The organism is Superficieibacter sp. 1612_C1, from assembly GCF_015234305.1.
In the GTDB taxonomy this organism is placed as follows: domain Bacteria; phylum Pseudomonadota; class Gammaproteobacteria; order Enterobacterales; family Enterobacteriaceae; genus Superficieibacter.
The window spans coordinates 415,502-438,350 of sequence record NZ_JADGMI010000002.1; the positions used below are offsets into that span (position 1 = coordinate 415,502).

Genomic DNA, 22,849 nt, shown 5'->3' on the forward strand with positions numbered 1-22,849 from the left:
CGACAACAGCACTTATATTCCGGGAGCGAAAATGTTCAGGCTGGAAGATTTGACTCTGTTTGTGCGCGCCGCAGCGCTGAACAGCTTTAGTGAGGCGGCACGCGAGGCGGGACTGCCTCCGGCGCAGGTCAGTTCAGCCATCAAACGGCTGGAAAAAGCGTTAACTATCCGCCTCTTTGCGCGTTCAACGCGCAGCCTGCGGCTGACGGTGGAAGGGGAGAGCTGGCTGCCTTACGCCACGCAGATGCTGGAGACGATGCATGCCGGGCTGCAAAAAATTCAGACGCCCGATGACGACGTGCGCGGCACGCTGCAAATCGCGGTGCCGTCGGACCTGGGGCGTCATCTCCTGCTTTCCGTATTTCGCGATTTTCGCCAGCGGCACCCCGCGTTGCGCCTGCGTCTGCTTTTCTCCGACCAGATTACCGATGTGTTTAAGGATCCGGTCGATATCGCGTTTCGCTACGGCGCTAATGGCGACGCCACCTATATCGCGTTGCCGGTTGCGCCCGACAACCGCCGCGTGCTGGTGGCTTCGCCGGAATGGCTACGTCAGCATGGAGAACCGCGTTCGCTGTCCGAACTGGCGCGGCATAATGCGCTCACCTTTATGCTGCGCGGCAAATTACACGATCGCTGGACGTTAATGAAAGATGGAGAAATTCATGAGGTAAATGTCTCTGGCGCTATTATGAGCGATGACGCTGAAGTCATCCGTCGCCTGGCGATAGCGGGCGAGGGAATTGCCTATAAATCCTGGCTGGATGTCAGTGACGATGTGAATGCGGGGCGCTTGCAGCCGATTTTGACGCAGTATCAGGGCGAGAGCGTGCCGCTGAATATGATTTGTCCGCACCGCCAGCAGCTTTCACCCGCCGTCCGCCTGCTGTATGACGCGGTGAAAGCGCGATGCGCAAGTGTACAGGCTAGCTTCGCTGCACAATCGCGTTGTAATTAAAGCGCTGGTAGTGATAGCGGCTGGTGCAGTATTCAAACGGTTGGCCGTCGTTCAGATAGGTTACCGAAAGCGTCACGCTCACCGGTTCATTGGCCTGGAGCTTAAGCCATTCCCGCGCTTCTTCATCGCTGGGCAGCGAGTAAAACTGCGTGTGGGAGCTACAGGGGATCTTCTTCAGCGATTGTTCAACAAATTGATATACCGATCCCAGCGCATCCTGGCGGGTAAATTCCGGTAGGATCTTGACCGGTATCCACGTCTCTTCAATGGATAACGGCTCCTGGCCCACATAGCGCACCCGCCTGAAATGCCAGGCGTAATGCCCTTCCGCCATCGCCAGCGGCGAAGCGATTTCCGCAGGCGGGACGGCGATATCAAAATGCAGCAGGTGGCTATGCACCTCCTCTCCCTGCGCCCCCAGCCGACGGCTGACACCCTGAATAGGTAAGGTGTGCGACGCCTGTTGAGGGGAGGCCGTTTTGACGATGGTCCCCAGCCCGCGCTGCCGGGTAATAAACCCTTCATTGACCAGAATATCCAGTGCGTTATTCAGGGTGATTTTACTACAGGCGAACTCGTCGCAAAGCTGATGTCCGTAGGGGATCTTCTCGCCCGCAATATATTCACCATTCTGAATTCTGTCTTTTATTATATTTGATATCTGAATATATCTACGCAAAACGACTCTCCTTTATCGTCAACGGCACGATTATATCCTGCCGGGCAAAACATTATCCAGATCTCATTTATTTTAAAAGTAGACTACTTTTAAAATAAAAACCTTGATTTTATGGGTGCCGCCGTTTCATTCTACTCACCGTCGGTGATAGCGCTGTTTAATTATAAATATGACTTATTGATTGCATTAAATAATTCTTGGTGTGAATATTTAAATCGGACCCATCGAGGAAAAATAATGAAAGAGCTATTTTTAAAGAAAACCCTCGCGATGGCGCAGTGGATGGCGTCGCAAATTCATCTCCGCACCATGCGTGATGCATTTATTATGCTTATTCCCTTCCTGGTGTTAGCGGGAATGATGATATTGGTTAATAATGTTATTATAAATCCGGGCGGAATTCTTTCCGGCTTTATTGCCGATGCCACGCTGGCGGCCTGGCAGGAGATGGGCAATAAAGTGGTTAACGGCACCATGAATATCCTCGGGATGCTTATTGGCATTATTTTTAGCTACAACCTCGCGCGAAACCGGCAGTTTGCCAACCCGCTGATGGCCGCGCTGGTCACCGTGAGCTGCCTTTTTGTGCTGATGCCCGTACTGAACGGTTTCACGCCAGAAGGCGCGGATGCGGAGGTGATGATCAAAGGCGCTGCGCCCTATGCGCTGCTGGGAACCAGCGGCACCTTCGTTTCCCTGCTGTGCGGCGGCCTGGCGACGGAGATTTTTACCCGGATCTGTAAAAACAAACATCTGCAAATTCGCCTTGAAGGCAATGTGCCGCCGGCGGTTATTCAGTCCTTTAACACGCTGTTTGCCGTGATGATCACCGTGTTGCTGTTTGCGCTCGCCTCCTGCCTGATTGTCGCTTTTTTCGGCATGGAGCTGCATGAGATCATCAATAAAATGATCCAGGCACCGCTGCTGGGACTGGCGACGAACCTGCCGGCCTATATCCTGATCGACATCATTAATAACTTCGTCTTTTCTATGGGTATCAATCCCGGCGGCATCACCGGCGCAATTATGGAAGCGCCGATTATGGTGGCGACCCAGCAGAATATGGACGCGTGGGCAGCCGGTAAAGAAATTCCGAATATCATCGTGCGTCCGTTCTGTGATTTATACGGACGCATGGGCGGCACCGGGATGACATTGTGCCTGGTCATCGCGGTATTTCTCAGGAGCAAGCGTCAGGAGCTGCGTTCCTTCTCGCGCACGGTTATCCCAACGACGATCTTTAATATTAACGAACCGGTCATCTTTGGCTTCCCGATTATTTTCAACCCGATACTGATGATCCCTTTTACCTTTATTCCCTCAATACTTTACGTCATCGCCTATTATGCCACCGCGCTGGGATGGGTATCGAAAATCGTGGTCTATATTCCCTGGTCCGTACCGCCGCTCATTTCCGGCTATCTGGCCAGCGGCGGCGATTACCGCAATGTCATTTTGCAGCTTATTTTACTGGTGCTGGGGGTTCTGCTCTATATGCCTTTCCTGATGCTGTATGAAAAGATGCTGACAATGCAGGAAACGGCGGCCTCAAAATAATCATTAAGGACAGAAAAAATGAAAAAAATACTGCTTATTTGCAACGAAGGAATGTCTACCGGCTTCTTATGCAACAAGATGAATGACTATGCGCAACAGCAGGGGCTGGATATCCACGCCTGGGCGATACCCGAATCGGCGCTGGAAGGGCAGTACCGTGAAGCGAATATTGTCCTGCTGGGGCCGCAGATCGGCTATTTGAAGGAGTCTATCTGTAAACGCGTGCAGGATACGCTGCCCGTCTCGGTGATTAGCCCGATCGATTTTGGCCGCATTAATGCGCAGGCGGTGGTTGAACAGGCGCTGGCATTGATCAACGAGAAATAAGGACAGGTTATGGGCAGCGGAACGCTACTGCAAAAAATCACCGATATTTCGCAGAAAATGGCCTCGGAAGTCCATCTGCGAAGTCTGCGTGACAGCTTTATCATCACCGTGCCATTCCTGGTGCTGGCCGGTTTGTTCATCATGGTGAACTATGTTTTCCTCGATCCGAACGGTTTTCTTGCCTCGGCGTTGAACAGCGACACGCTTATCTCATTGAAAAGCGTCGGCGATCGGATCCTCAACGGCACGATGAACATTTTGTCGTTGATGCTGGTGGTATTGATTTCCTGGAGTATCGCCACGAAACGTAAATTCGCCACCCCGGTGATACCGGCGATGGTATCGCTGGCGGCGTTCCTGGTGCTGATGCCCAATAACCTTTCGCTCACCCCCGTTGGCAGCGAAACGGCGGTGGAGGTCAGCGGGGTTATCTCTTTTGGCCTGACCAACGCGGGCGGGGTATTTGTGGCGATCCTGACGGCGGTGGTGGCAACCGATCTTTTTCTGTGGATCTCCAACAGCAAACGGCTGCAAATTCGCCTCGGCGATGAAGTCCCGCCGATGGTGGCGCAGTCGTTTCAGTCGATGTTCTCCATTATGCTTACCGTGCTGGCCTTTGCGATAGTGGCAGTGGCGGTGCACGCTATTTTCCATATGGAGATGCACGAGATCATTCAGAAAGCGATTCAGGCACCGCTGGTCCATTTAACGACCAATCTGCCCGGTTTTCTGACCCTGACCACCTTAACCAATCTGCTGTTTTCACTGGGTATCCATCCCTCCGGCATTATCAACCCGATCCTCGAACCGCCGTTGCTGGTGGCGATGCAGGAGAACATGGCCGCCTTTGCGAAGGGGGAGGTGCCGCCGCATATTATCGTCCTGCCGTTTCGCGATCTCTATGGGCATATGGGCGGAACGGGCACCACGCTGGCGCTGCTGATTGCGCTGTTCCTGCGCAGCAAAATGTCGAGCCATAAGAAATTTGCCAGAACGGTGCTGGCACCGGGGATCTTTAACATTAACGAGCCGGTGATTTTTGGTTTTCCGGTGTTGTATAACCCGCTGATCATGATCCCGTTCGTCATCTATCCGCAGATTAATTTTATCATCGCGTACTTTGCGACCCAGTGGGGAATGGTGTCGAAAATTGTCGCCTACGTACCGTGGTCGGTACCGCCGCTGCTCTCCGGCTGGCTGGGTTCCGGCGGCGATTTCCGCAACGTTATCCTGCAAATCATCCTGCTGGCGCTGGGCGTGGCGATTTACCTGCCGTTCCTCGCCGCCTATGAAAAATCGCTGATTAGCGCAAAAAATCAGAAGCTGGTCAATGAGATAGCAGAGGCAGCAAGCCCTGAGACTGCCGCACCCGATCCCAAAACGCAGCAGGCGAAAACCATTATCCTGATGTGCAATGAAGGCATGTCCACCTCTATCATGGCGAGAAAAATGAGCCAGTTCGCGCAATCGGCGGGCTATCCGCTCACCATTTATGCCATCAACGTGGGTCGCCTTCAGGAAGAGTACCAAAAAGCCGACCTCATCCTGTTGGGGCCGCAGTTAGGCTATATGCGCGAAAGCATTTGTGAAGAAATTAACCACCGCTGCCCGGTGCAACCGCTGGACGCGGGCTATTTCAGCAAGCTGGACGGAAAAGCCGCAGTGCTTGCCGCATTGCCGTATTTAAACAGTTAAGGAGAACGACCGTGATTTATAGTGCATTCATTGGCTTTGGCAAAAGCGCCACCCGTTACCATCTGCCTTACGTCTTAACCCGGAAAGAGAAATTCACCGTCAAACGCATCTTTGACGTGGTGCGCAATCCGCAGCGCGAGAGCCTGCCGGAGTATGAGGGCATCGCCTTTGCCGATAAGGTAGATGAGATCCTTAACGATCCGCAAATCACCCTGGTGACCATCTGCACCCGTCCGGACAGCCATTTTCACTATGCGAAGCTGTGCCTGGAGCATGGCAAAAACGTGCTGGTCGAAAAGCCATTCACTACCACCCTCGACGAAGCGAAGACGCTGTTTGCGCTGGCGAAAGAAAAAGGCTTACTGGTGTCGCCCTTCCAGAACCGCCGTTTTGACAGCTGCTTTTTGACCATGAAACAGGCCATCGACAGCGGCAAGCTCGGCGATATTGTCGAGGTTGAAAGCCACTTCGACTACTTCCGCCCCGAGGCCGATCTTCAGCCGGGCGGCGCGTTCGACGGCGCGTTTTACGGTCTCGGCGTGCATACGCTGGATCAGATCCTGTCGCTATTTGGACGTCCGCAACAGGTGGCTTATCATCTGCGTCACCTGCGCCAGAAGGCCAACCCGGACGATACCTTCGAAGCGCAGCTGTTCTACGGCGACGTAAAAGCCATTATCAAAACCAGCCATCTGGTCAAAGTGCCATACCCGAAATTCCTTGTTCACGGCACCAAAGGCAGCTTCGTGCGCTATCAAATCGACCAGCAGGAGACCAGCCTGAAGGCGGGCATTATGCCGGATCACCCTGATTTCGCGGCCGACAACCAGTGCGCGCTGCTGGAATATGTCGATGAACACGGCGAGACGCATACTGAACATTTGCCGCCGGTAAAAGGCGATTATGGCCGCGTCTACGATGCGCTGTATGAGACGCTCATCAACGGTGCCGCGAATTATGTCAGCGAAGTTGAGGCGCTGACCAATCTGGAGATCCTCGAAACGGCCTTCCGCCAGCCATCGCCTTCGCTGGTGACGCTTTCTTAAGGAGAAGAATATGCAGCGTATTTTAAACTGTCGCACCAGCGACTTTAACAAGCCCGCCAGCAGCGGAGAGTTGAGGCAGGCGATTATCGCCTCAGAAGGGCGAACGATCATGGCGGAGGTGGCCGCCGGTGCTGCGCCATTGTACGGCGAAGTCACCAATGGCGAGCTGCTGTGCGCGTTTGGCGCGGACCTGCTGCTGGTGAAAGGTATGGATTGCCGCACCCAGGCTGTTCAGGGCTGCCGCGACCTTCAGCATTTTAAGCAACTGACTGGCCGGATGGTGGGCGTCAGTCTGGAAGTGCTGGCGGATGAGGCGGAAGATAATCCGCGCGCCTGCAATCTGGCGAACGTTGCTCAGGTTGCCAGCGCCGATTTCTTTTGTCTGACGGCATATGACAAGCCAGGCGTCACCGCGCAACGCGTTTGCGACGCGTTAAAACAGATCCGGGCGCAGACGGATAAAATGATCCTCGTCGCTAAGTTTTACGCGGCAGGACTGGCCCCGGCGGAAGAATATGCCAGCTATATCACGGCAGGGGCCGACGGCGCGGTGGTTCCTGCACCGGCAAGCTGTCGCGGCGCGTCTGAGGCTCGCGTTGAGGCAGCGCTTTCAGCGATTCGTCAGGCGGGTGGGGTAGCCATCACCACGATCAGCAGCAGCCAGGAGGGGGCGGATGAGGAGACCATCCGTCAGATTGGCCTTGCCAGCAAACGCTGCGGGGCGGATCTGTTTAACTTTGGCGATGCTGGCGTCGCGGGGATGGCCGATCCGCAGGCGGTTTATACCCTGTCGATGGCGGTGCGAGGGCGCAGGCACACGTGGGTAAGGATGGCCGCGTCACTGGCCCGGTAATGTTCAGCAGTAGCGCCTCAGCGCAGGCGCTACCTTTAATGCTATCGCCATTGAAGCGTATAGCTTTTCCCGCAATCATCACCCATAATTTTTACTACAGACAGCTTGCTCTGTTTAGCAATGAGGAGTGATGACCACCATGAAAACGTGTTTGCTGATGGGAACGCTGGCTTTCGCCTGGGGGTTTAGCGCGTTACCCGCCGTTGCCTCTGACACGGCAATATTGAGCATCAACGGGCGCGTCAGCACGCCAACCTGTCGTTCAGAAGTCAGCAACAATCATTTGCAGCAGCGCTGCGGCAATTCAACCCAACTGACAACGCTTACCGGTACTCCCGTTTCGTCTGCCCGGGGAGTAATGACCGAGATTGTTTCTCTGCCTGGCGATGCCACCCGGCACATTATTTTAAACCGCTACGAATAATTTTCCGCTAATTCCCGATGCCGATATTATTTTCATGAATAATATCGGCATTAATAATTCATTAAGCAGATCTTTGTCGTTATTTTCCCCGAAAATTAATTCACCACGCAAATACACATTAGGGTATCTTATTTGTTAAAATTATAATGCATTGTGTAAATTGCTTTAAATCAATAAAACATAGTGTTTACATTGTAGCAACTTCCTTAATGTGAGAAATTTGTTTCAAGGATTAACATATCTTACGAAACTGAAACTTAATTATTAAAAAGGAAGTGACTATGAAACATTCATTCATTGCTGTATCCGTACTGTCTTCTGTTCTGATGAGCGCCGGAGCATATGCTGCTAATGAAGATGCAGGTATCCTTGAAATTACGGGGAAAGTGGTAGGCACAACCTGTGCATTTGTCGGAGGAAGTGAAGCTGAAATTAACCTGAACGAAATTGGTGCCGATAAACTGCAAACGTTGAATCCAGGCGAGATTTATACCGGCTTAGAGGCGAATACTCCCGTTCCGCTAAAAGTGAAATGCGCTAGTGGACAAGCACCCACCATTAGTTTCTCTACCACTCAATTTGATAGTAAAGACGTTACGTTAAATAACGGTTCTGCAAAAGGCGTCGGTTTTGCTGTTTATTATGGTGATACTAAAACACAAGTTGATCCACAGAAAGGCGTAAAACTACAACCGGACGAAAAAGGCGAATATACCCTTAACTTCCTCGCCCGTTATGCGCGTGCAGAAGGCACCGTTGTGCCTGGTGATGTTAAGTCAACATTAACCATGACGGTCGTTACTGATTAATTTCGCTTTACCGGCGGCGGCCGCCGCCGGTTATTTCTCTGCGCAAGGCCTCATTCTATGAAAAGATTAGCGATATTATTATTCTCTGCCATGATCCTGCCCACTCAGGCTGGCATTGTGATTTACGGCACTCGCGTTATTTATCCGGCAGAGAAAAAAGAAATTACCGTGCAACTGATGAACGAGGGGAAACAAACTTCGCTGGTACAGGCGTGGATTGACGATGGTGATACCTCACTGCCACCGGAAAAGATCCAGGTTCCCTTTATGCTGACGCCACCCGTTTCGCGGGTCGCCGGAGCGTCCGGTCAGCAGCTTAAAATCAAAAAAATGGCCAACACGTTACCGGCGGATCGGGAAACGTTATTTTTTCTCAACATCCTGGATATCCCGCCAAACAATCCAGAGAATGCGGATAAAAACGTTCTTAAATTTGCCATGCAGAATCGGCTAAAGTTTATCTGGCGGCCGGCTAACATTGCGCCGGTCAATAAAGAATCACTGCGTAAAATTGACGTATCAAGAAACGGCAATAGCGCTACTATAAAAAATGACAGCGCTAACTGGATCACCGTTTCGGATGTTCATGCCAGCGGCATAAAAATAAATAACCAAAGTATTATGCTGGCCCCGTTATCCAGCCAGGCGGTGACGCTAAAAAATGCACATGCCCGGTATTATGACATCACGATCATTGATGATTTCGGTAATTATATTAGCGATAAAGTCACTGTAAAATAACAGGAGCTGAATATGCCACGGACGCTGCCTCGTGCTTCAGCGATAATAGTACTGCTGCTGACTTACCCGGACAGTGTAGTAGCAGAAGAAACTTTCGATACCCATTTTATGATGGGCGGCATGAAAGACCAGAAACTGTCAAATTTCCACATTGATGATAAAAAACCTATGCCTGGCGACTATGAGTTAGACATTTATGTCAACAAGCAGTGGCGTGGCAAATATGCTATAGCTGTCGACGAGGAGCCGGATAATACCTGTATCCCTTATGCCATGCTGAGCAAGCTCGGGATTAGCACGCAGGGGCTGGAGCAAAAAAAGCCTGCCGACTGTCTGGCATTAAAAACCGTGGTAAGAGGCGGAAGCTACTCTTTCGACATCGGCACTTTCCGTCTGGATTTAGCGGTGCCGCAGGCATTTGTCAATGAAGTTGAAGCGGGCTACGTATTGCCTGAAAACTGGGATCGCGGGATCAACGCCTTTTATTCGTCGTACTACCTCAGCCAGTATTTCAGTGATTATAAACATGCGGGCAATAATAAAAGTACCTATGCACGCTTTAGCAGCGGCGTAAATCTGCTGGGCTGGCAGCTTCATTCTGACGCCAGTTATAACAAAGCCGACGACAGTCGCGGAGAATGGAAAAGCAACACGCTTTATCTGGAGCGCGGCATCGGCTCCATGCTGGCGACGCTACGCGCCGGGGAGATGTATACGTCTGCGGATATTTTTGACGCGGTACGTTTTCGCGGGGTGCGGATCTATCGCGATATGCAAATGTTGCCTGAGTCAAAGCAAAATTTTACCCCGCTGGTGCAGGGGATAGCCCGCAGTAACGCGCTGGTGACCATTGAGCAGAATAATTTTATCGTTTATCAGAAAGAAGTGCCGCCGGGACCTTTTTCCATCGCCGATCTGCAACTGGCGGGCGGCGGCGCGGATCTGGATGTTACCGTTAAGGAAGCCGATGGATCAGTCACCCGTTATCTGGTGCCGTTTGCGGCGGTGCCGAATATGTTACAGCCCGGCGTAGCAAAATATGATGTAGTCGCTGGTCGCAGTGCGATTGAAGGTGCCAGTAATCAGGCTGATTTCGCTCAGCTCAGCTACCAGTATGGTGTAAATAACGTGCTGACGCTTTATGGCGGCACGATGTTATCTGATGATTATTACGCGTTTACCCTGGGCACCGGCTGGAATACCCGTCTTGGGGCCATTTCCGTCGATGCAACGCGATCCCATAGTAAGCAGGATAATGGCGATGTTTTTGACGGCCAAAGTTATCAAATTGCCTATAACAAATATCTGACGCAAACCGCCACCCGTTTTGGTCTGGCGGCGTATCGCTACTCGTCACGGGATTATCGCACCTTTAACGATCATGTCTGGGCGAATAACAAACGTGAATACGAGCGGGATGAGAACGATATTTATGATATCGGCGATTACTACCAGAACGACTTCGGGCGTAAAAACAGCTTTTCCGCCAACGTGAGTCAGTCATTGCCGGAGGGCTGGGGATCGCTGGCCCTCAGCAGCCTGTGGCGCGACTACTGGGGACGTAGCGGCAGCAGTAAGGATTACCAGTTGAGCTATTCTAACCGCTGGCGGCAGATCGGCTATACCGTTTCGGCGAGTCAGACCTATGACGACGATCAGCGTGAAGATAAACGGTTTAACCTCTTTTTCTCGATTCCGTTCGACTGGGGAGACGGTATTACCACGCCGCGCCGCCATGTGAATTTATCAAACTCGACGCTGTTTGATGATAAGGGTTTTGCCTCGAACAACACCGGGCTGACCGGAACGCTGGGACAGCGCGATCAGTTTAATTATGGCGTCAACGTCAGCCATCAGCGGCAACGCAGCGAAACCACCGCCGGGGCTAACCTGACGTGGAATACACCTTTCGCGACGCTCAACGGCAGTTACAGTCAGTCGTCCGAATACACGCAAAGCGGGGCCAGTCTCTCGGGCGGCGTAGTGGCCTGGTCTGGCGGCGTGAACCTGGCTAACCAACTCTCGGAGACCTTTGCGGTGATGCAGGCTCCGGGTCTGGAAGGGGCGTGGGTCAACGGGCAAAAATACCGCACGACCGATAAAAAAGGCACGGTGGTTTATGACAACCTGACGCCGTATCGGGAAAACCCTTTAATGCTCGATACCTCGCAGAGCGAAAGTGAGACGGAATTACGCGGCAACCGCAAAGTGGTGGCCCCTTACCGTGGGGCGGTCATGCAGGTGCAATTTGCCACCGACCGACGCAAGCCGTGGTTTATCAGAGCGCTACGCAGGGATGGTTCTCCGCTGGCCTTTGGTTACGAGGTGGAAGATGAACACGGTCACAACATCGGCGTCGTGGGTCAGGGAAGCCAGCTTTTTATTCGCACCAATGACGTGCCGCCGGTCATTTACGTGGCGACAGGACAACCACAGCAAAATAAATGCGCCATCACTTTCGACAATAAGATTGATGAAAGCCACGTGTATATCTGCCAGTAGGAATTGAGGATAACCTAATGAAAAGAAAAATTATTCTGGCACTCGGGCTGTGGTGCTGCATGGGCTATTCCTGGGGCAGCTGTCAGCTAACCAGTGCTGCGCTGGATCATACCGGCACCATCACCCTGAATGAAATGTTCCCGGTCACCGGGCAGGAGACGCAGAGTGTGCCAGCCACCTTTTCCGGCATAAAGTGCAGCTCAGATAGTGACGTTATTTCCTATATGTCGCTGGCGACCAGCAAACAAATTGGTCCATTCGGCAATGGAGAAATCCTGAAAGTTACCGTCACGGTACCCAAAGCGTCTGAGAAAGTGGGGACTACGCAGATGACCGAAAAAGCCATTAATTATACCGTTAAAATTGCCCATGATTCTTACGATCCGTCGGGCACTGGCGCGGCATCTATCACCGTACCCGGCGTAATGGCGGCGAATACCGGGGGGAACTCTAACTTTTTCATTGATTTAGTATTAGCGGTTTGTAAAGGTATCGGCTGGGCTAACTGCGTCGATTATATAACCAAAAACCTTAAAGGCGATACCTACATAGAAAACCTTACCATCCACTATAACCCGAAGAAAACGACCTGTAAGGCAAAGGATTTAACCATGACGCTGCCGGGAATCGCGCTTTCAGAACTTCCCGCCTCGGGGAAAGCCACGGCCAGAAGCACGACAGGGAATATTGAACTGCAATGCGACAACCTGTTTGGCACCAGTAAACAAACCTCGCGAAAAATGGCGGTTTATCTCTCCAGCAGCGATTTAGCCAGCGGAAGCAGTTCAATATTAAAAGGCGATGCGAATAATGGGGTGGGCTTTGTGCTGGAGCATAATAATAAAATCGTCAATATTTCTGCGGTAGAAGGTAGCTCTGCCAGCGCGGATAATTTGTGGAGTATTAATAAGGCGGGTGCCATTAGCAATGCGCAGGTCACTATTCCGTTGACCTCCAGCTATTATGTTTATGACCGAAACAAAGTGAAACCCGGTGGGCTGAAGGCGACGGCATTAATTCATGTGAAATATGATTAAATCAGCGTAAAACCGGGTGAACCGTGTCCACCCGGTTTTATTGCCGCTATCCTCAGTGCTTCAACTGCGTGGCAAAATAATACACTCTCACACCATTACTCTTCCGTCGCAGGCCGCGGCGCGGGCTGTTCCAGAATCATAGTCTGCGTCTGGCTCAGGGTGATCCCCTCATTACGCAGCATTTTCAAAATCTCGTACAGCAGGTCGCTGCGGGTGGCGCTCACCATGCGGGGGCTATTCACGTAACCTGTGACGCTTAACACTATTCCAGTCGGCCCCAGCTCTTTAAAACTCACCGATGGCGACGGCGTTTCCAGCACCGACTCATGCAGGTTGTAGGCTTCCAGCAGTAAATTACGCACCTTCTCCGGATCGATATCCAGCGGGAAGGTGAGGGTGATGGTGGCGACGCCCTGCGCGTTCCCCATTGTGGCGTTACGCACGTTCTGGGAAATGAGCTGGGAGTTCGGCACAATCACCGTGGACTTATCGCCGAGCTGGATTTCCGTGGCGCGCACATTAATACGCCGGATATCGCCTTCCACCCCGCTGATACTGACCAGATCGCCCACTTTGACCGGGCGCTCCGTTAACAGGATCAGCCCGGAAATAAAGTTCTTCACAATTTCCTGAAGACCAAAACCGATCCCCACCGACAGGGCGCTGACAATCCACGCCAGCTTGTTCCACTCAATGCCGAGCATCGAGAGCGTCAGCATAATAATCAGCACGTAGCCTACGTTGGTAAACAGCGTCACCAGCGACGCGCGCATACCACGGTCCATCATGGTTTTGGGCAGGAAATCATTGTCCAGCCAGCGGCGCGATGAGCGCAGCACGTACCAGCCAATCACCAGGCACAGCACGGCATTAACCGCATGGGCCGGGATAATATTCATCCCCTCCAGCCCTTTACCGCCCCAGATATCGGCAATTTTAGTCAGCAGTTCCAGCGGCGTGGTCGTGCCAAACGTGCCGTTGAGCAGGGCGACGGCAGCCATCAGCAGCAGGCTGCTTTTGCCGAGGGCCGAGAACAGGGTGGAGGCCAGGGAGAGGTGGCGGTCGTTCAGGCTAAGCGTGCTTTTGAGGATCTTGCCGCTGTGCGTCGAGGGGGAAAACACGCTTTCGCACAGATCTACCACAAAATGAATCAGCAGATACAGCGAGCTGACCACCAGGCCAATCCACAGCAGTTCGAAGGTGACAAAACGCGCCAGCGGAATATAGCCGATCAGCAGCGCCATCAGGATCACAAAGGCGGTAAGGCTTATCAGCAGATGAATCAGCCCCGCCAGGGTGGAGCGCGCTTCGGTTTGTTCTCCTTCGGCACGCATGGTCCGCCGCATCCGGTTAACCCGTATCGGGGCGACCAGGCAGTTAATCGCCACCAGCAGCGCCGACAGACCATTACCGAACAGCGTAGCATCAATGCTGGCACCGATCAGACCGTTGAGCTGTTCGACAATGCCAAAAATGAAGATAAAGGTCGCCAGCAAAACGGGGAAGGAGGCCAGCGTTTTGGCAAGCGGATCGGCAATGCCCGGTAGACGCCAGGAGGGGTGACGATTTGACAGCAGCGCGATCCCCAGTCCGGCGATCACTGCCGAAAAATAGGTCAGGCCAATCATCAGTTCGGCAAATTCATTCACCGGCTGCGTGGTATCCGGCAGGCGGGTGAAGATATAGCACAGCAACTGCATACTGATCCCAAGCGTCAGGGTAGTACTCAGCGTGGTAAAACAGGCGAGAAAACTGCGGCGAAAACGCCCCTGTGGCAGCCAGCGCGGCAGGATCCAGTTAATCGGCCTGTCCAGCACGCGGCGGCCAGCAAGACCAATCGCCAGCGCCAGCAGCAGTAAAAAGCCGCTGCCGATGCGCCATTCATCATCCCATGCCTGACTCCATGCGCTACCCACCTGCGCACCGAACTCATCGAACCGCGCAGCGTCCTTTTCACTCGGGCTGGTGAGCGGAGTCCAGAATTTTGCGCCGAGAATACTGCCAGTGTTAAGGGCAATCTGCGTTTTTAGCGCATCGCGCCGCATCCCGGAAATTTGCGCCGAAAGATTTTGCGCGCCCACGCCGATCGCTTTGGTTTGCTCGATCTGGGTGGTGAGCTGCGTTTTGTTGTTATTTAGCTTATTACGCTGGCTAATCACCTGCTGCGTTTCGGTCAGTGTGCCGGGTGCCGGTGCCGGACCTAATACGTCTAACTGCCCCTGGATCTGCGTCAGTTGAGGAGCCAGCGCGACGGCCAGTTTCTCTGCATCGGCGGCCAGTTTTTGCGCATCGTCATTCAGCGCGGTGAACTGCTTATCGGCTTTTGCCGTCGCCACCCGCTGCTTAAGCGTATCCAGCCGTTTTTGCAGCGCGGGCAACGCCGTACTGGCGTTAACTTTCACCGGCTGCGGCTGTTCAACGTCGTTTTGACCCGTCGCCTCATCGGCCCAGGAGAAACACGGCATCATTAGACAGGACAACAGCGCCAACAGCAGCGGCACGCGAAATAGTTTTTGCATAGAAGGATCGTTCCACGAAATCGAAAGTAACAGGGCTTAAGCGCCTCGTGTAGAATACCTGTTATTCACGATATGAATAGTACCGTTTGTCCGACTTCTGCTTCATCGCCAGAGAAACCGCCCGCTCAATCCGCTTGTTTTTTAATCAGCCTGGCCTGCCCGTGCTCCCGGCAGGCAAAACAATAACGGTAAATGCAGGTGTGGCATGAATGATTTAAATGTTAATTATTATTTAAACATATAATGATATTGCGATATTGATATTAATCAATGAAACATATTATTAACATTGAGTTCCGATTTAAGATATGAGAATTTTACTGCAACCCATTTTTTTACATTTTAAATCGTAATTATCACCCAATCATTATTACTGATGTTCGTATTGGGAGGAGGAGATATGAATAATATTCTGATGATGGTTAAGCTCCGTGAGCTAATGGTTATCTTTATACACCGGCGTTCAATCCCGGAAAAAGCGGCGGATGCGTTGCGTTATTGCCAGGAATATATTCCTGCAAATAATGTGGCCATTGGTGTTTACGGGGAATACCATGAAATTATTGAGCAACTGCAATTTTTAGCGGATGAAGGAAATCATACCGCGCCGGATGATTTATTATCGTATGGCGGTGAAGTGATGATAAGTATTCTCATGCTGTATGAAAGGCTGGGAGCCGCTATTGCAATTGAAGATTATGTGCAGCAGTCCAATCGTCTCAAATATCAATAAAACCCGGACGCTGGTAGCGGTTGCCAGCGTCTCATGTACTCGGACCCAAAAGAGAGCAGGCGCACCGCTTTTACCGTTTACAAGCCTTTCCGCTGGCATTACTATCCCGGTCTGGGATTAGTGACCATCATTAATCGCACATTTTGAATTTTCATGACTCGGGGTGCCCTTCCTGGTGAAGGCTGAGAAATACCCGTACCACCTGATCTGGATAATGCCAGCGTAGGGAAGTCTGACTCCTGTAAAGAAGTCCCTTCTTCACCGTCTGGCAGGAGCATAATTATGCAACCTGACCTGCACAGCCGCACGGCTACCGCCCACACGTTACACCACTTTCGAACCCGCTCTCCGCTGGTTCATTGTATGACCAATGACGTTGTTCAAACTTTTACCGCGAATGTCCTGCTGGCGCTCGGTGCATCGCCAGCGATGGTCATTGATGCGCAGGAAGCCGCGCAGTTTGCGGCCATCGCTGACGTGCTGTTAATTAATGTCGGCACGCTGACCGAGGAACGTGCGCAGGCGATGCGAACGGCGGTCATCAGTGCCACGGCGGCGCAAAAACCCTGGACGCTCGACCCGGTGGCCGTGGGCGCACTCACATTACGTAGCCGCTTTTGCCTGGAACTTTTAGCGCTGCGGCCTGCCGCGGTACGCGGCAATGCCTCGGAGATCCTCGCGCTGGCGGGCATGAGCGCAGGCGGACGCGGCGTGGACACCACCGACACTGCCGCCGCCGCGTTGCCTGCCGCGCATGCGCTTGCCAGAGACGCCTCGACCATTGTGGCTGTCACCGGGGAGGTGGATTATGTCACCGACGGCAGCCGCACGCTGGCCATCACTGGCGGAGATGCGCTCATGACGCGCGTGGTGGGCACCGGCTGCGCACTTTCAGCCGTGGTGGCCGCCAGTTGTGCATTACCCGGCGACCGGCTGGAAAACGTGGCGTCTGCCTGCGCGCTCGTTAAGCAGGCCGGAATGACCGCCGCGCAGCAAAGCGCCGGACCCGGCAGTTTTATCCCGGCCTTTCTCGACGCCCTGTGGACGCTGGACGCGGAGGTGCAGGCATGAAACGGATTAACGCACTCACCATCGCCGGCACCGATCCGAGCGGTGGCGCGGGGATTCAGGCAGATCTGAAAACCTTCTCCGCCCTTGGCGCATATGGCTGTACGGTGATCACCGCGCTGGTCGCGCAAAATACCTGCGGCGTGCAGTCGGTTTATCGCATTGAGCCGGAGTTTGTTGCCGCACAGCTTGATTCGGTCTTCAGCGATGTCCGCATTGATACCACTAAAATCGGCATGCTGGCCGAGACGGATATCGTCGAGGCGGTGGCCGAGCGCCTGCAACGTTATCAGGTGCAGAGCGTGGTGCTGGATACGGTGATGCTGGCGAAAAGTGGCGATCCGCTATTGTCTACCGCCGCTGTCGACACCCTGCGCAGGCGTTTATTGCCCCACGTTTCTATTATTACCCCGAACCTGCCGGAAGCCGCCGCGCTGCTTGATGCTCCACACGCCCGCAATGAACGTGAAATGCTGGAGCAGGGGCGTGCGTTGCTGGCTACGGGCTGCGGCGCGGTGCTGATGAAGGGCGGTCATCTTGACGATGCCGACAGTCCGGACTGGCTGTTTACCCGCGACGGCGAGCAGCGCTTCAACGCGCCACGCATCGTGACCAAAAACACCCACGGAACGGGGTGCACGCTCTCGGCGGCGCTGGCCGCGCTGCGCCCGCGTTACAGCAACTGGGCGGATACGGTGAAGCAAGCTAAAGAGTGGCTCTCCGCCGCCCTGGCGCAGGCCGATTCGCTGGAGGTGGGGAAAGGTATTGGTCCGGTGCATCATTTTCACGCATGGTGGTAAAAATCAGATTTTATTAATGGTAAAGGGGCGTGAGCAAACGGGTATCATAGAAAGTTAATTCCGTGGAGTAGGCTACCTGATGATACCCGTATGTCTTTGCTACCTCAGTGATTAATCGGCACAGGTGTGAGTAGTTAGTCTGAAATGGAGTGTATCAATGATTTCAATGGAGATTGATTATGACCGAACAGGAAAGGATGCTATCTGAATTACCGTATCAGGCGTGGAAAGATGAACTCCCCGGCGCACGGATAAAATGCAAAAGATTACTCAGAGAACTCAATACATGTGATCCAGGCGATGTCGCCGCCCAGCGTGAAATCCTGAGCCGCCTTTTTGGCAAAATCGGCAAAAACACCGAGATATTTGCCCCGTTTTACTGCGATTACGGCAGCAACATTGAGGTCGGAGATAACTTTTTTGCCAGCTATAACTGCGTGATGGTGGACTGCGGCAAAATCATTATCGGTAATAACACGATGATCGCCGCCAATGTCGTGATCACCGCTGCCGGTCATCCTGTCCACCACGAGCCACGCATTGCCGGATATGAATACGGGATCACCACGGTCATCGGCAATAACGTCTGGATTGGCGCAGGCGTGGTGGTTAATCCGGGGGTACGCATCGGCAACAACGTGGTGGTTGGCTCGGGTAGCGTGGTGACAAAAGACATCCCGGATAACGTCATTGCTGTAGGCAATCCATGCCGGGTTTTGCGGCAGGTGACGGACGAAGACAAACAGTATTATTTTAAAAACAGACGCTTTAATGCGGTTGAGTAAAAAATCAGTCAAGGAATGGATCAAAAGCCGCAGGATAACGGGAATAAGCGCTAGTGCTGCGGGAGTGATATACTTTCACCAGACCCGAAGCCTGGAAAAGATAAATGGAACAAGCGCATACCCGGCTTATTGCCCAGCTTAATGAGCGCATCGCCGCCGCAGATCATACCCCGCTGTACCTGAAGTTCGCTGAAACAGTCAAAAACGCGGTACGCAGCGGCGTGCTTGACCACGGTAATATTTTGCCCGGCGAGCGGGATCTCAGTCAGCTCACCGGGGTGTCGCGGATTACCGTGCGCAAAGCGATGCAAACGCTGGAAGAAGAGGGCGTGGTAACACGTGCCCGTGGCTACGGGACGCAAATCAATAATATCTTTGAGTATTCACTGAAAGAGGCGCGGGGCTTCTCTCAGCAGGTGGTATTGCGCGGTAAGAAGCCGGATACGCTGTGGGTGAACAAGCGGATCGTCAAATGTCCGGAAGAGGTCGCGGAGCAACTGGCGATTGCCGCGCAAAGCGACGTTTTTTTGCTTAAGCGTATTCGCTATGTTGATGAAGAGGCGGTCTCTATCGAAGAGTCCTGGGTGCCCGCGCAGCTGATCCACGATGTTGATGCCATCGGCGTGTCGCTGTATGACTATTTTCGCAGCCAGCACATTTTTCCGCAGCGCACCCGCTCGCGGGTCAGTGCCCGGATGCCGGACGCGGAGTTTCAGTCGCACATCCAGATGGAAAGCAAAGTGCCGGTACTGGTGATAAAGCAAGTGGCGCTCGATCAACAACAACGGCCCATTGAGTACAGCATCAGCTACTGCCGTAGCGATTTATACGTTTTTGTCTGCGAGGAGTAATTCCTCACGCGTGGGGGCGCAGTCGCCGCCCCGGTGTCCGACGACCCACGCCGCTACCGCATTGCCGAGCATGACGGCATCCGCCAGCGACCAGCCACAGGCCAGCCCGGCCAGCGTTCCGCCTGCATGGCTGTCGCCCGCGCCGATGGTATCGACGACCACCGTCGGAAACGCGGCGACGTTTCCCTGACCTTCGTGACTGAAATACCACGCGCCTTCTTTATCGTGGCGCACGATCAGCGGCGCGTTAAATTTCTCCAGCCAGGCTGTGCCAAATGCCGCCGTTTCACGGCTGAAGTTAAAAGCCTCTGCCGCAATTTCCGCCTCCTGGCGATTCACCGAGACCAGCGGCTTGCAGGCCATGATCCGTGCCATCAGCGGGGCGGGAATATCGGCGATGCGCGGACCAAAGTCGATAAACGGTGTGACCTCCTGCAAGCCCTCCAGCCAGCTTACCAGCAGTTCACCACAGGAGGAGGCCAGCTGGTAGCCGGAAAGCGACACCAGGCTGCCGGGTTCAACGTGAAGTTTCTCCAGCCACCCGGCGTTCCATGCGTTTTCCACGCCGCTGAACGACATAAAGGTCCGTTCGCCGTCCGGTTCGACCAGCGCCAGACACCAGCCGTTATCGCCGCTGGCATTGTCGATCAGACTCGTCAGACCTTCCTTCGCCAGATTATTGCGCACGATCTCCGCCCAGACGCCCTGGCCGAGCGGCAGCGCGTTATTGGCCGCAATGCCAAGACGTTTCAGCGCCACGGCAATATTTAGCGCGCAGCCGCCGATGTTGACACTTTGCTGTTTCAGTTCGATATCACAGCCGCGCCAGGGCAGGGCGTAAGCGTCGGCGATCACGTCAATCACCGCTGCGCCGACCACCGTGACCGGACGACGCGGGTTTAGCGTCGGCAGTATTTCCCGCAGCCATCCGGCATTCATGCTTCCTCCCGCTGCTGGCGGTAGCGCGTTAGCGCGTCGGCATAGCGCCCGAAATCGAGTTGATTCACCGCGTCCAGCTCCTGTTTCAGCGCCGGATCAATCGCCTGTACGCCGTGTAGCGCCCCGCAAATCGCAGTGGCCATCGCGCCAATGGTGTCGGTGTCGCCGCCGAGATTGGCACAGAGAATGGCACAACGATTAGGATCGGTCTGCGCCAGCTCGACCATCGCAATGGCGCAGGAAACGGATTCAAGCGTGCTGGTCCCTGCACCGACCTGCTGATACAGCGCTTCGCTGGCGGATTCAGAGCCATCGGCCTCGCGAACAATTTTCAGCGCCAGTTCAAGTCGCGCGGACAGAGAAGCGCTAAAGGTGGTAATGCGCTTTTCCTGCGCGTGGCGGGCAATCGCAGGAAGGGAATCGGCAATGCTGTGCCACGCCTCGCCGTCGATGGCCCGGGAAATCGCCCATGCCACAACCACGGCCCCGGCAATCGCCAGATCTGATTTATGCGTCGGACTTGAGGCCAGCGCCACCGCATCAATAAAGGTATCCAGATCGCGCGCCGGAAGCAGGCAGCCCAGCGGCGAAACACGCATCGCGGCCCCGTTGGTGACGCCGTTATTTTCCAGTTCTGCTACCGGCTTGCCGTCGCGAATGGCATTTAAGGCAATCTTCGAGGTCGGGCCGAGAACGTTTTTATTAAAGGCATCAAAACGCAGCGCCCAGTCGAGGATATTTCGGCCAATCAGATCCGGGTCGATCTGGCCGTCACGCGCCAGGAGCGCATCTGCAAGACAGAGCGCCATTGACGTATCGTCGGTGAATTCCGCCCGGTTAAAATAACAGGCGGCATTGTTCTCCGCCGGACCAGGTAAAAAACGGTCGATCCAGCCAAAGTGAGCTTTTACTCGCGAGCGCGGCCACAGCTCTGATGGCATGCCCATCGCATCCCCTAACGCCTGCCCGTAAAGAGCACCGAGAATACGTTCAGATTTCATTTGGATTCCCCTTGTGTAAGCGCAATATCTCGCTCATCGGTGTTCACCTTTATGGCGGTGATCTCTTTATCCGATTCGCGGAACAACCACATAAACAGCATGGCGATGATGGCGATCATAATGCCACCAAACGCCCACATTCCGGCCCAGTTAAAGGTCAGGCCATTCACCGGCTGCGGATAAGCAAACATTTTTTCCATCATCACGCCGCCGAGACGGTAGCCCAGCAGGCTGCCAAAGCCCTGACAGCACAGCGTGATCAACCCCTGCGCGGCAGTACGCATATGGACCGGCGCTTTTTTATCGACATAGATATAGGCGGTGACGTAATAAAAATCGTAGCTCACGCCGTGCAGCAGGATACCGAGGAACAGTAGCCCGTAGGTGAAATACTGATCGGCACCGCCATAGACAAAGAACCCGTAGCGGATCGCCGCGGTTACCAGACCAAGTAATAATACCTTTTTAATACCAAAGCGTTTGGTAAAGAACGGCAGCGCCAGCATAAAGAAGATTTCAGAGAACTGGCCGAGCGTCATCCAGCCGGTCGCATTCTTCATGCCGACTTCGGTGAGGTAGCCGTTGGCAAAGATATAATAGAAGGCCAGCGGCATAGCGAACAGGAACGAGCAGACAAAGAACACGAGGAAGTTTCTGTCGCGCAGCAGGATCAGCGCGTCCAGCCCCAACATCACGCGCAGGCTGAGTTTGCCGGTACTTTTCGGCGGCGTATCGGGCAGGAAAAACGCGAAAACGCCCAGTAGCGCTGAACTGGCCGCAGTGATCAACAGCGGGATATTGGTTGGTGAAATATCGCTATAGCCCATCATCTGCGGCAGGAATCCACATACCAGACCGGAGGCGATCCAGCCGATAGTGCCCATCACCCGGATGCGCGGGAAATCGCCCTCAACGTCCGCCACGTTAGCAAAGGCGATGCTGTTGGTTAGCGCGATAGTCGGCATATAGGTCAGCGAATAGGCCAGCAGCAGCGGGAAGAAACCAGCAAAGGTTGTTTGCTGCGCGGCGAAGTAGATCAGTATCGCCCCGACAAACATTAACACCGCCAGTACTTTCTGTGCTGAGAAGAAACGGTCGGTAAGCGAACCGACCAGAATCGGCGACAGGATAGCTGCGATAGCGGTACAGGCGTAGGACCAGCCAATTTCACCGGCGGTAAAGCCGCTTTTACTGAGCCAGAGCCACAGGGGAACAAACCACGCTCCCCAGATAAACCACTCAATGAACATCATGAACGACAGCTTAACTGTAGTTTTCATCTTTAAATCCTTCATGACAGGTAAGGTACGTAATGAAGATACCATACAATAATACCTTTTAAATACCTTTGGGGTGAAAGTTTGACCGGCTTAACACTTTTACTCTCTTTCAGACGTGCCAGTTGATACGGGCAAAAATGGCCTTAAAGATGGAAAAATAGTCAATCCGGTACCAGACTTATTGCTGCCCGCATAAGGCGGGACAGGAAAAACCCACATCCGACGCGATGTCGGAACAAACGGGA

Annotated in this window: 21 protein-coding genes and 1 riboswitch; of the genes, 16 read left to right on the forward strand and 5 right to left on the reverse strand. The window is 53.5% G+C overall.

Features of this window, described 5'->3' with window-relative positions:
• The first annotated feature begins 31 nt into the window (after positions 1–31).
• The gene (locus tag INT84_RS08205) at positions 32–958 is read left to right on the forward strand and encodes a LysR family transcriptional regulator (protein WP_194206401.1); all 927 of its coding nucleotides are present in this window, start codon (positions 32–34) and stop codon (positions 956–958) included.
• On the opposite strand, the gene INT84_RS08210 is transcribed toward INT84_RS08205, so the two are convergent.
• Positions 927–1,637, reverse strand: coding sequence for a GntR family transcriptional regulator (locus INT84_RS08210; protein ID WP_194206402.1), 711 nt, complete (start codon positions 1,635–1,637; stop codon positions 927–929). The genes INT84_RS08205 and INT84_RS08210 overlap by 32 nt on opposite strands.
• Positions 1,638–1,874: 237 nt before the next feature.
• Here INT84_RS08210 and INT84_RS08215 point away from each other — a divergent pair, with 237 nt between their 5' ends.
• From INT84_RS08215 to INT84_RS08260, 10 genes are all read left to right on the forward strand, one after another.
• A complete protein-coding gene (locus INT84_RS08215; protein WP_194206403.1) occupies positions 1,875–3,194 on the forward strand; it encodes a PTS sugar transporter subunit IIC in 1,320 nt (439 codons plus the stop codon).
• Between the two features lie 18 nt (positions 3,195–3,212).
• Entirely contained in the window at positions 3,213–3,521 is a 309-nt protein-coding gene (locus INT84_RS08220; protein WP_176919080.1) for a PTS sugar transporter subunit IIB, read from the forward strand.
• Positions 3,522–3,530: 9 nt separating this feature from the next.
• Positions 3,531–5,216, forward strand: coding sequence for a PTS transporter subunit EIIC (locus INT84_RS08225; protein WP_194206404.1), 1,686 nt, complete (start codon positions 3,531–3,533; stop codon positions 5,214–5,216).
• A gap of 11 nt (positions 5,217–5,227) precedes the next feature.
• A complete protein-coding gene (locus INT84_RS08230) occupies positions 5,228–6,262 on the forward strand; it encodes an oxidoreductase (RefSeq protein WP_194206405.1) in 1,035 nt (344 codons plus the stop codon).
• Between the two features lie 10 nt (positions 6,263–6,272).
• Positions 6,273–7,115 (forward strand): hypothetical protein, encoded by an 843-nt coding sequence (locus INT84_RS08235; RefSeq protein ID WP_194206406.1) that lies wholly within the window; start codon positions 6,273–6,275, stop codon positions 7,113–7,115.
• Positions 7,116–7,254: 139 nt separating this feature from the next.
• A complete protein-coding gene (locus INT84_RS08240) occupies positions 7,255–7,539 on the forward strand; it encodes a DUF2574 family protein (protein WP_194206407.1) in 285 nt (94 codons plus the stop codon).
• A 281-nt stretch (positions 7,540–7,820) separates the two neighbouring features.
• Entirely contained in the window at positions 7,821–8,348 is a 528-nt protein-coding gene (gene yehD, locus INT84_RS08245; protein WP_194206408.1) for a fimbrial protein YehD, read from the forward strand.
• 57 nt (positions 8,349–8,405) lie between these two features.
• Positions 8,406–9,089 carry a fimbria/pilus periplasmic chaperone gene (locus INT84_RS08250; protein WP_194206409.1) on the forward strand — a complete coding sequence of 228 codons (684 nt, stop codon included), beginning with the start codon at positions 8,406–8,408 and terminating at the stop codon, positions 9,087–9,089.
• 12 nt (positions 9,090–9,101) lie between these two features.
• Positions 9,102–11,591, forward strand: a complete 2,490-nt coding sequence (locus INT84_RS08255; RefSeq protein WP_194206410.1) for a fimbrial biogenesis outer membrane usher protein — start codon at positions 9,102–9,104, stop codon at positions 11,589–11,591.
• Positions 11,592–11,608: 17 nt separating this feature from the next.
• On the forward strand, positions 11,609–12,628 hold the full coding sequence (locus tag INT84_RS08260; protein WP_194206411.1) for a fimbrial protein: 1,020 nt from the start codon (positions 11,609–11,611) through the stop codon (positions 12,626–12,628).
• Between the two features lie 95 nt (positions 12,629–12,723).
• On the opposite strand, the gene INT84_RS08265 is transcribed toward INT84_RS08260, so the two are convergent.
• Complete coding sequence (locus INT84_RS08265) at positions 12,724–15,147, reverse strand: DUF3772 domain-containing protein (RefSeq protein WP_194206412.1); 2,424 nt, start codon at positions 15,145–15,147, stop codon at positions 12,724–12,726.
• A gap of 400 nt (positions 15,148–15,547) precedes the next feature.
• Here INT84_RS08265 and INT84_RS08270 point away from each other — a divergent pair, with 400 nt between their 5' ends.
• The 5 genes from INT84_RS08270 (at position 15,548) to INT84_RS08290 (ending at position 19,384) form a co-directional block, all read left to right on the forward strand.
• Positions 15,548–15,880, forward strand: coding sequence for a hypothetical protein (locus INT84_RS08270; protein ID WP_194206413.1), 333 nt, complete (start codon positions 15,548–15,550; stop codon positions 15,878–15,880).
• Between the two features lie 149 nt (positions 15,881–16,029).
• Positions 16,030–16,126, forward strand: a riboswitch (TPP riboswitch).
• Between the two features lie 36 nt (positions 16,127–16,162).
• On the forward strand, positions 16,163–16,951 hold the full coding sequence (thiM, locus tag INT84_RS08275; protein ID WP_194206414.1) for a hydroxyethylthiazole kinase: 789 nt from the start codon (positions 16,163–16,165) through the stop codon (positions 16,949–16,951).
• Positions 16,948–17,748, forward strand: a complete 801-nt coding sequence (gene thiD / locus INT84_RS08280) for a bifunctional hydroxymethylpyrimidine kinase/phosphomethylpyrimidine kinase (RefSeq protein WP_194206415.1) — start codon at positions 16,948–16,950, stop codon at positions 17,746–17,748. The genes thiM and thiD overlap by 4 nt, the downstream gene beginning before the upstream one ends.
• A 179-nt stretch (positions 17,749–17,927) precedes the next feature.
• Positions 17,928–18,533 (forward strand): sugar O-acetyltransferase, encoded by a 606-nt coding sequence (locus INT84_RS08285; RefSeq protein WP_194206416.1) that lies wholly within the window; start codon positions 17,928–17,930, stop codon positions 18,531–18,533.
• A 104-nt stretch (positions 18,534–18,637) separates the two neighbouring features.
• Positions 18,638–19,384, forward strand: a complete 747-nt coding sequence (locus INT84_RS08290) for a GntR family transcriptional regulator (protein WP_194206417.1) — start codon at positions 18,638–18,640, stop codon at positions 19,382–19,384.
• On the opposite strand, the gene INT84_RS08295 is transcribed toward INT84_RS08290, so the two are convergent.
• The 3 genes from INT84_RS08295 to INT84_RS08305 are packed head-to-tail and all read right to left on the reverse strand — an operon-like array spanning position 19,358 to position 22,604.
• The gene (locus INT84_RS08295; RefSeq protein ID WP_194206418.1) at positions 19,358–20,323 is read right to left on the reverse strand and encodes a PfkB family carbohydrate kinase; all 966 of its coding nucleotides are present in this window, start codon (positions 20,321–20,323) and stop codon (positions 19,358–19,360) included. The genes INT84_RS08290 and INT84_RS08295 overlap by 27 nt on opposite strands.
• Positions 20,320–21,324, reverse strand: coding sequence for an ADP-ribosylglycohydrolase family protein (locus tag INT84_RS08300; RefSeq protein WP_194206419.1), 1,005 nt, complete (start codon positions 21,322–21,324; stop codon positions 20,320–20,322). The genes INT84_RS08295 and INT84_RS08300 overlap by 4 nt, the downstream gene beginning before the upstream one ends.
• Entirely contained in the window at positions 21,321–22,604 is a 1,284-nt protein-coding gene (locus INT84_RS08305) for a nucleoside permease (protein ID WP_194206420.1), read from the reverse strand. Before INT84_RS08305 ends, INT84_RS08300 begins: the two co-directional genes overlap by 4 nt.
• Between the last annotated feature and the right edge of the window lie 245 nt (positions 22,605–22,849).

Excerpts from the sequence above, each read along its gene's own strand:
- INT84_RS08270 (WP_194206413.1), top strand. The coding sequence starts at position 15,548 with ATGAATAATATTCTGATGATGGTTAAGCTCCGTGAGCTAATGGTTATC.
- INT84_RS08305 (WP_194206420.1), bottom strand. The coding sequence starts at position 22,604 with ATGAAAACTACAGTTAAGCTGTCGTTCATGATGTTCATTGAGTGGTTT.
- INT84_RS08285 (WP_194206416.1), top strand. The coding sequence starts at position 17,928 with ATGACCGAACAGGAAAGGATGCTATCTGAATTACCGTATCAGGCGTGG.
- INT84_RS08290 (WP_194206417.1), top strand. The coding sequence starts at position 18,638 with ATGGAACAAGCGCATACCCGGCTTATTGCCCAGCTTAATGAGCGCATC.
- yehD (WP_194206408.1), top strand. The coding sequence starts at position 7,821 with ATGAAACATTCATTCATTGCTGTATCCGTACTGTCTTCTGTTCTGATG.
- INT84_RS08235 (WP_194206406.1), top strand. The coding sequence starts at position 6,273 with ATGCAGCGTATTTTAAACTGTCGCACCAGCGACTTTAACAAGCCCGCC.
- INT84_RS08225 (WP_194206404.1), top strand. The coding sequence starts at position 3,531 with ATGGGCAGCGGAACGCTACTGCAAAAAATCACCGATATTTCGCAGAAA.
- INT84_RS08205 (WP_194206401.1), top strand. The coding sequence starts at position 32 with ATGTTCAGGCTGGAAGATTTGACTCTGTTTGTGCGCGCCGCAGCGCTG.
- INT84_RS08295 (WP_194206418.1), bottom strand. The coding sequence starts at position 20,323 with ATGAATGCCGGATGGCTGCGGGAAATACTGCCGACGCTAAACCCGCGT.
- INT84_RS08250 (WP_194206409.1), top strand. The coding sequence starts at position 8,406 with ATGAAAAGATTAGCGATATTATTATTCTCTGCCATGATCCTGCCCACT.
- INT84_RS08265 (WP_194206412.1), bottom strand. The coding sequence starts at position 15,147 with ATGCAAAAACTATTTCGCGTGCCGCTGCTGTTGGCGCTGTTGTCCTGT.
- INT84_RS08220 (WP_176919080.1), top strand. The coding sequence starts at position 3,213 with ATGAAAAAAATACTGCTTATTTGCAACGAAGGAATGTCTACCGGCTTC.
- INT84_RS08215 (WP_194206403.1), top strand. The coding sequence starts at position 1,875 with ATGAAAGAGCTATTTTTAAAGAAAACCCTCGCGATGGCGCAGTGGATG.
- INT84_RS08300 (WP_194206419.1), bottom strand. The coding sequence starts at position 21,324 with ATGAAATCTGAACGTATTCTCGGTGCTCTTTACGGGCAGGCGTTAGGG.
- INT84_RS08260 (WP_194206411.1), top strand. The coding sequence starts at position 11,609 with ATGAAAAGAAAAATTATTCTGGCACTCGGGCTGTGGTGCTGCATGGGC.
- thiM (WP_194206414.1), top strand. The coding sequence starts at position 16,163 with ATGCAACCTGACCTGCACAGCCGCACGGCTACCGCCCACACGTTACAC.
- INT84_RS08255 (WP_194206410.1), top strand. The coding sequence starts at position 9,102 with ATGCCACGGACGCTGCCTCGTGCTTCAGCGATAATAGTACTGCTGCTG.
- INT84_RS08240 (WP_194206407.1), top strand. The coding sequence starts at position 7,255 with ATGAAAACGTGTTTGCTGATGGGAACGCTGGCTTTCGCCTGGGGGTTT.
- thiD (WP_194206415.1), top strand. The coding sequence starts at position 16,948 with ATGAAACGGATTAACGCACTCACCATCGCCGGCACCGATCCGAGCGGT.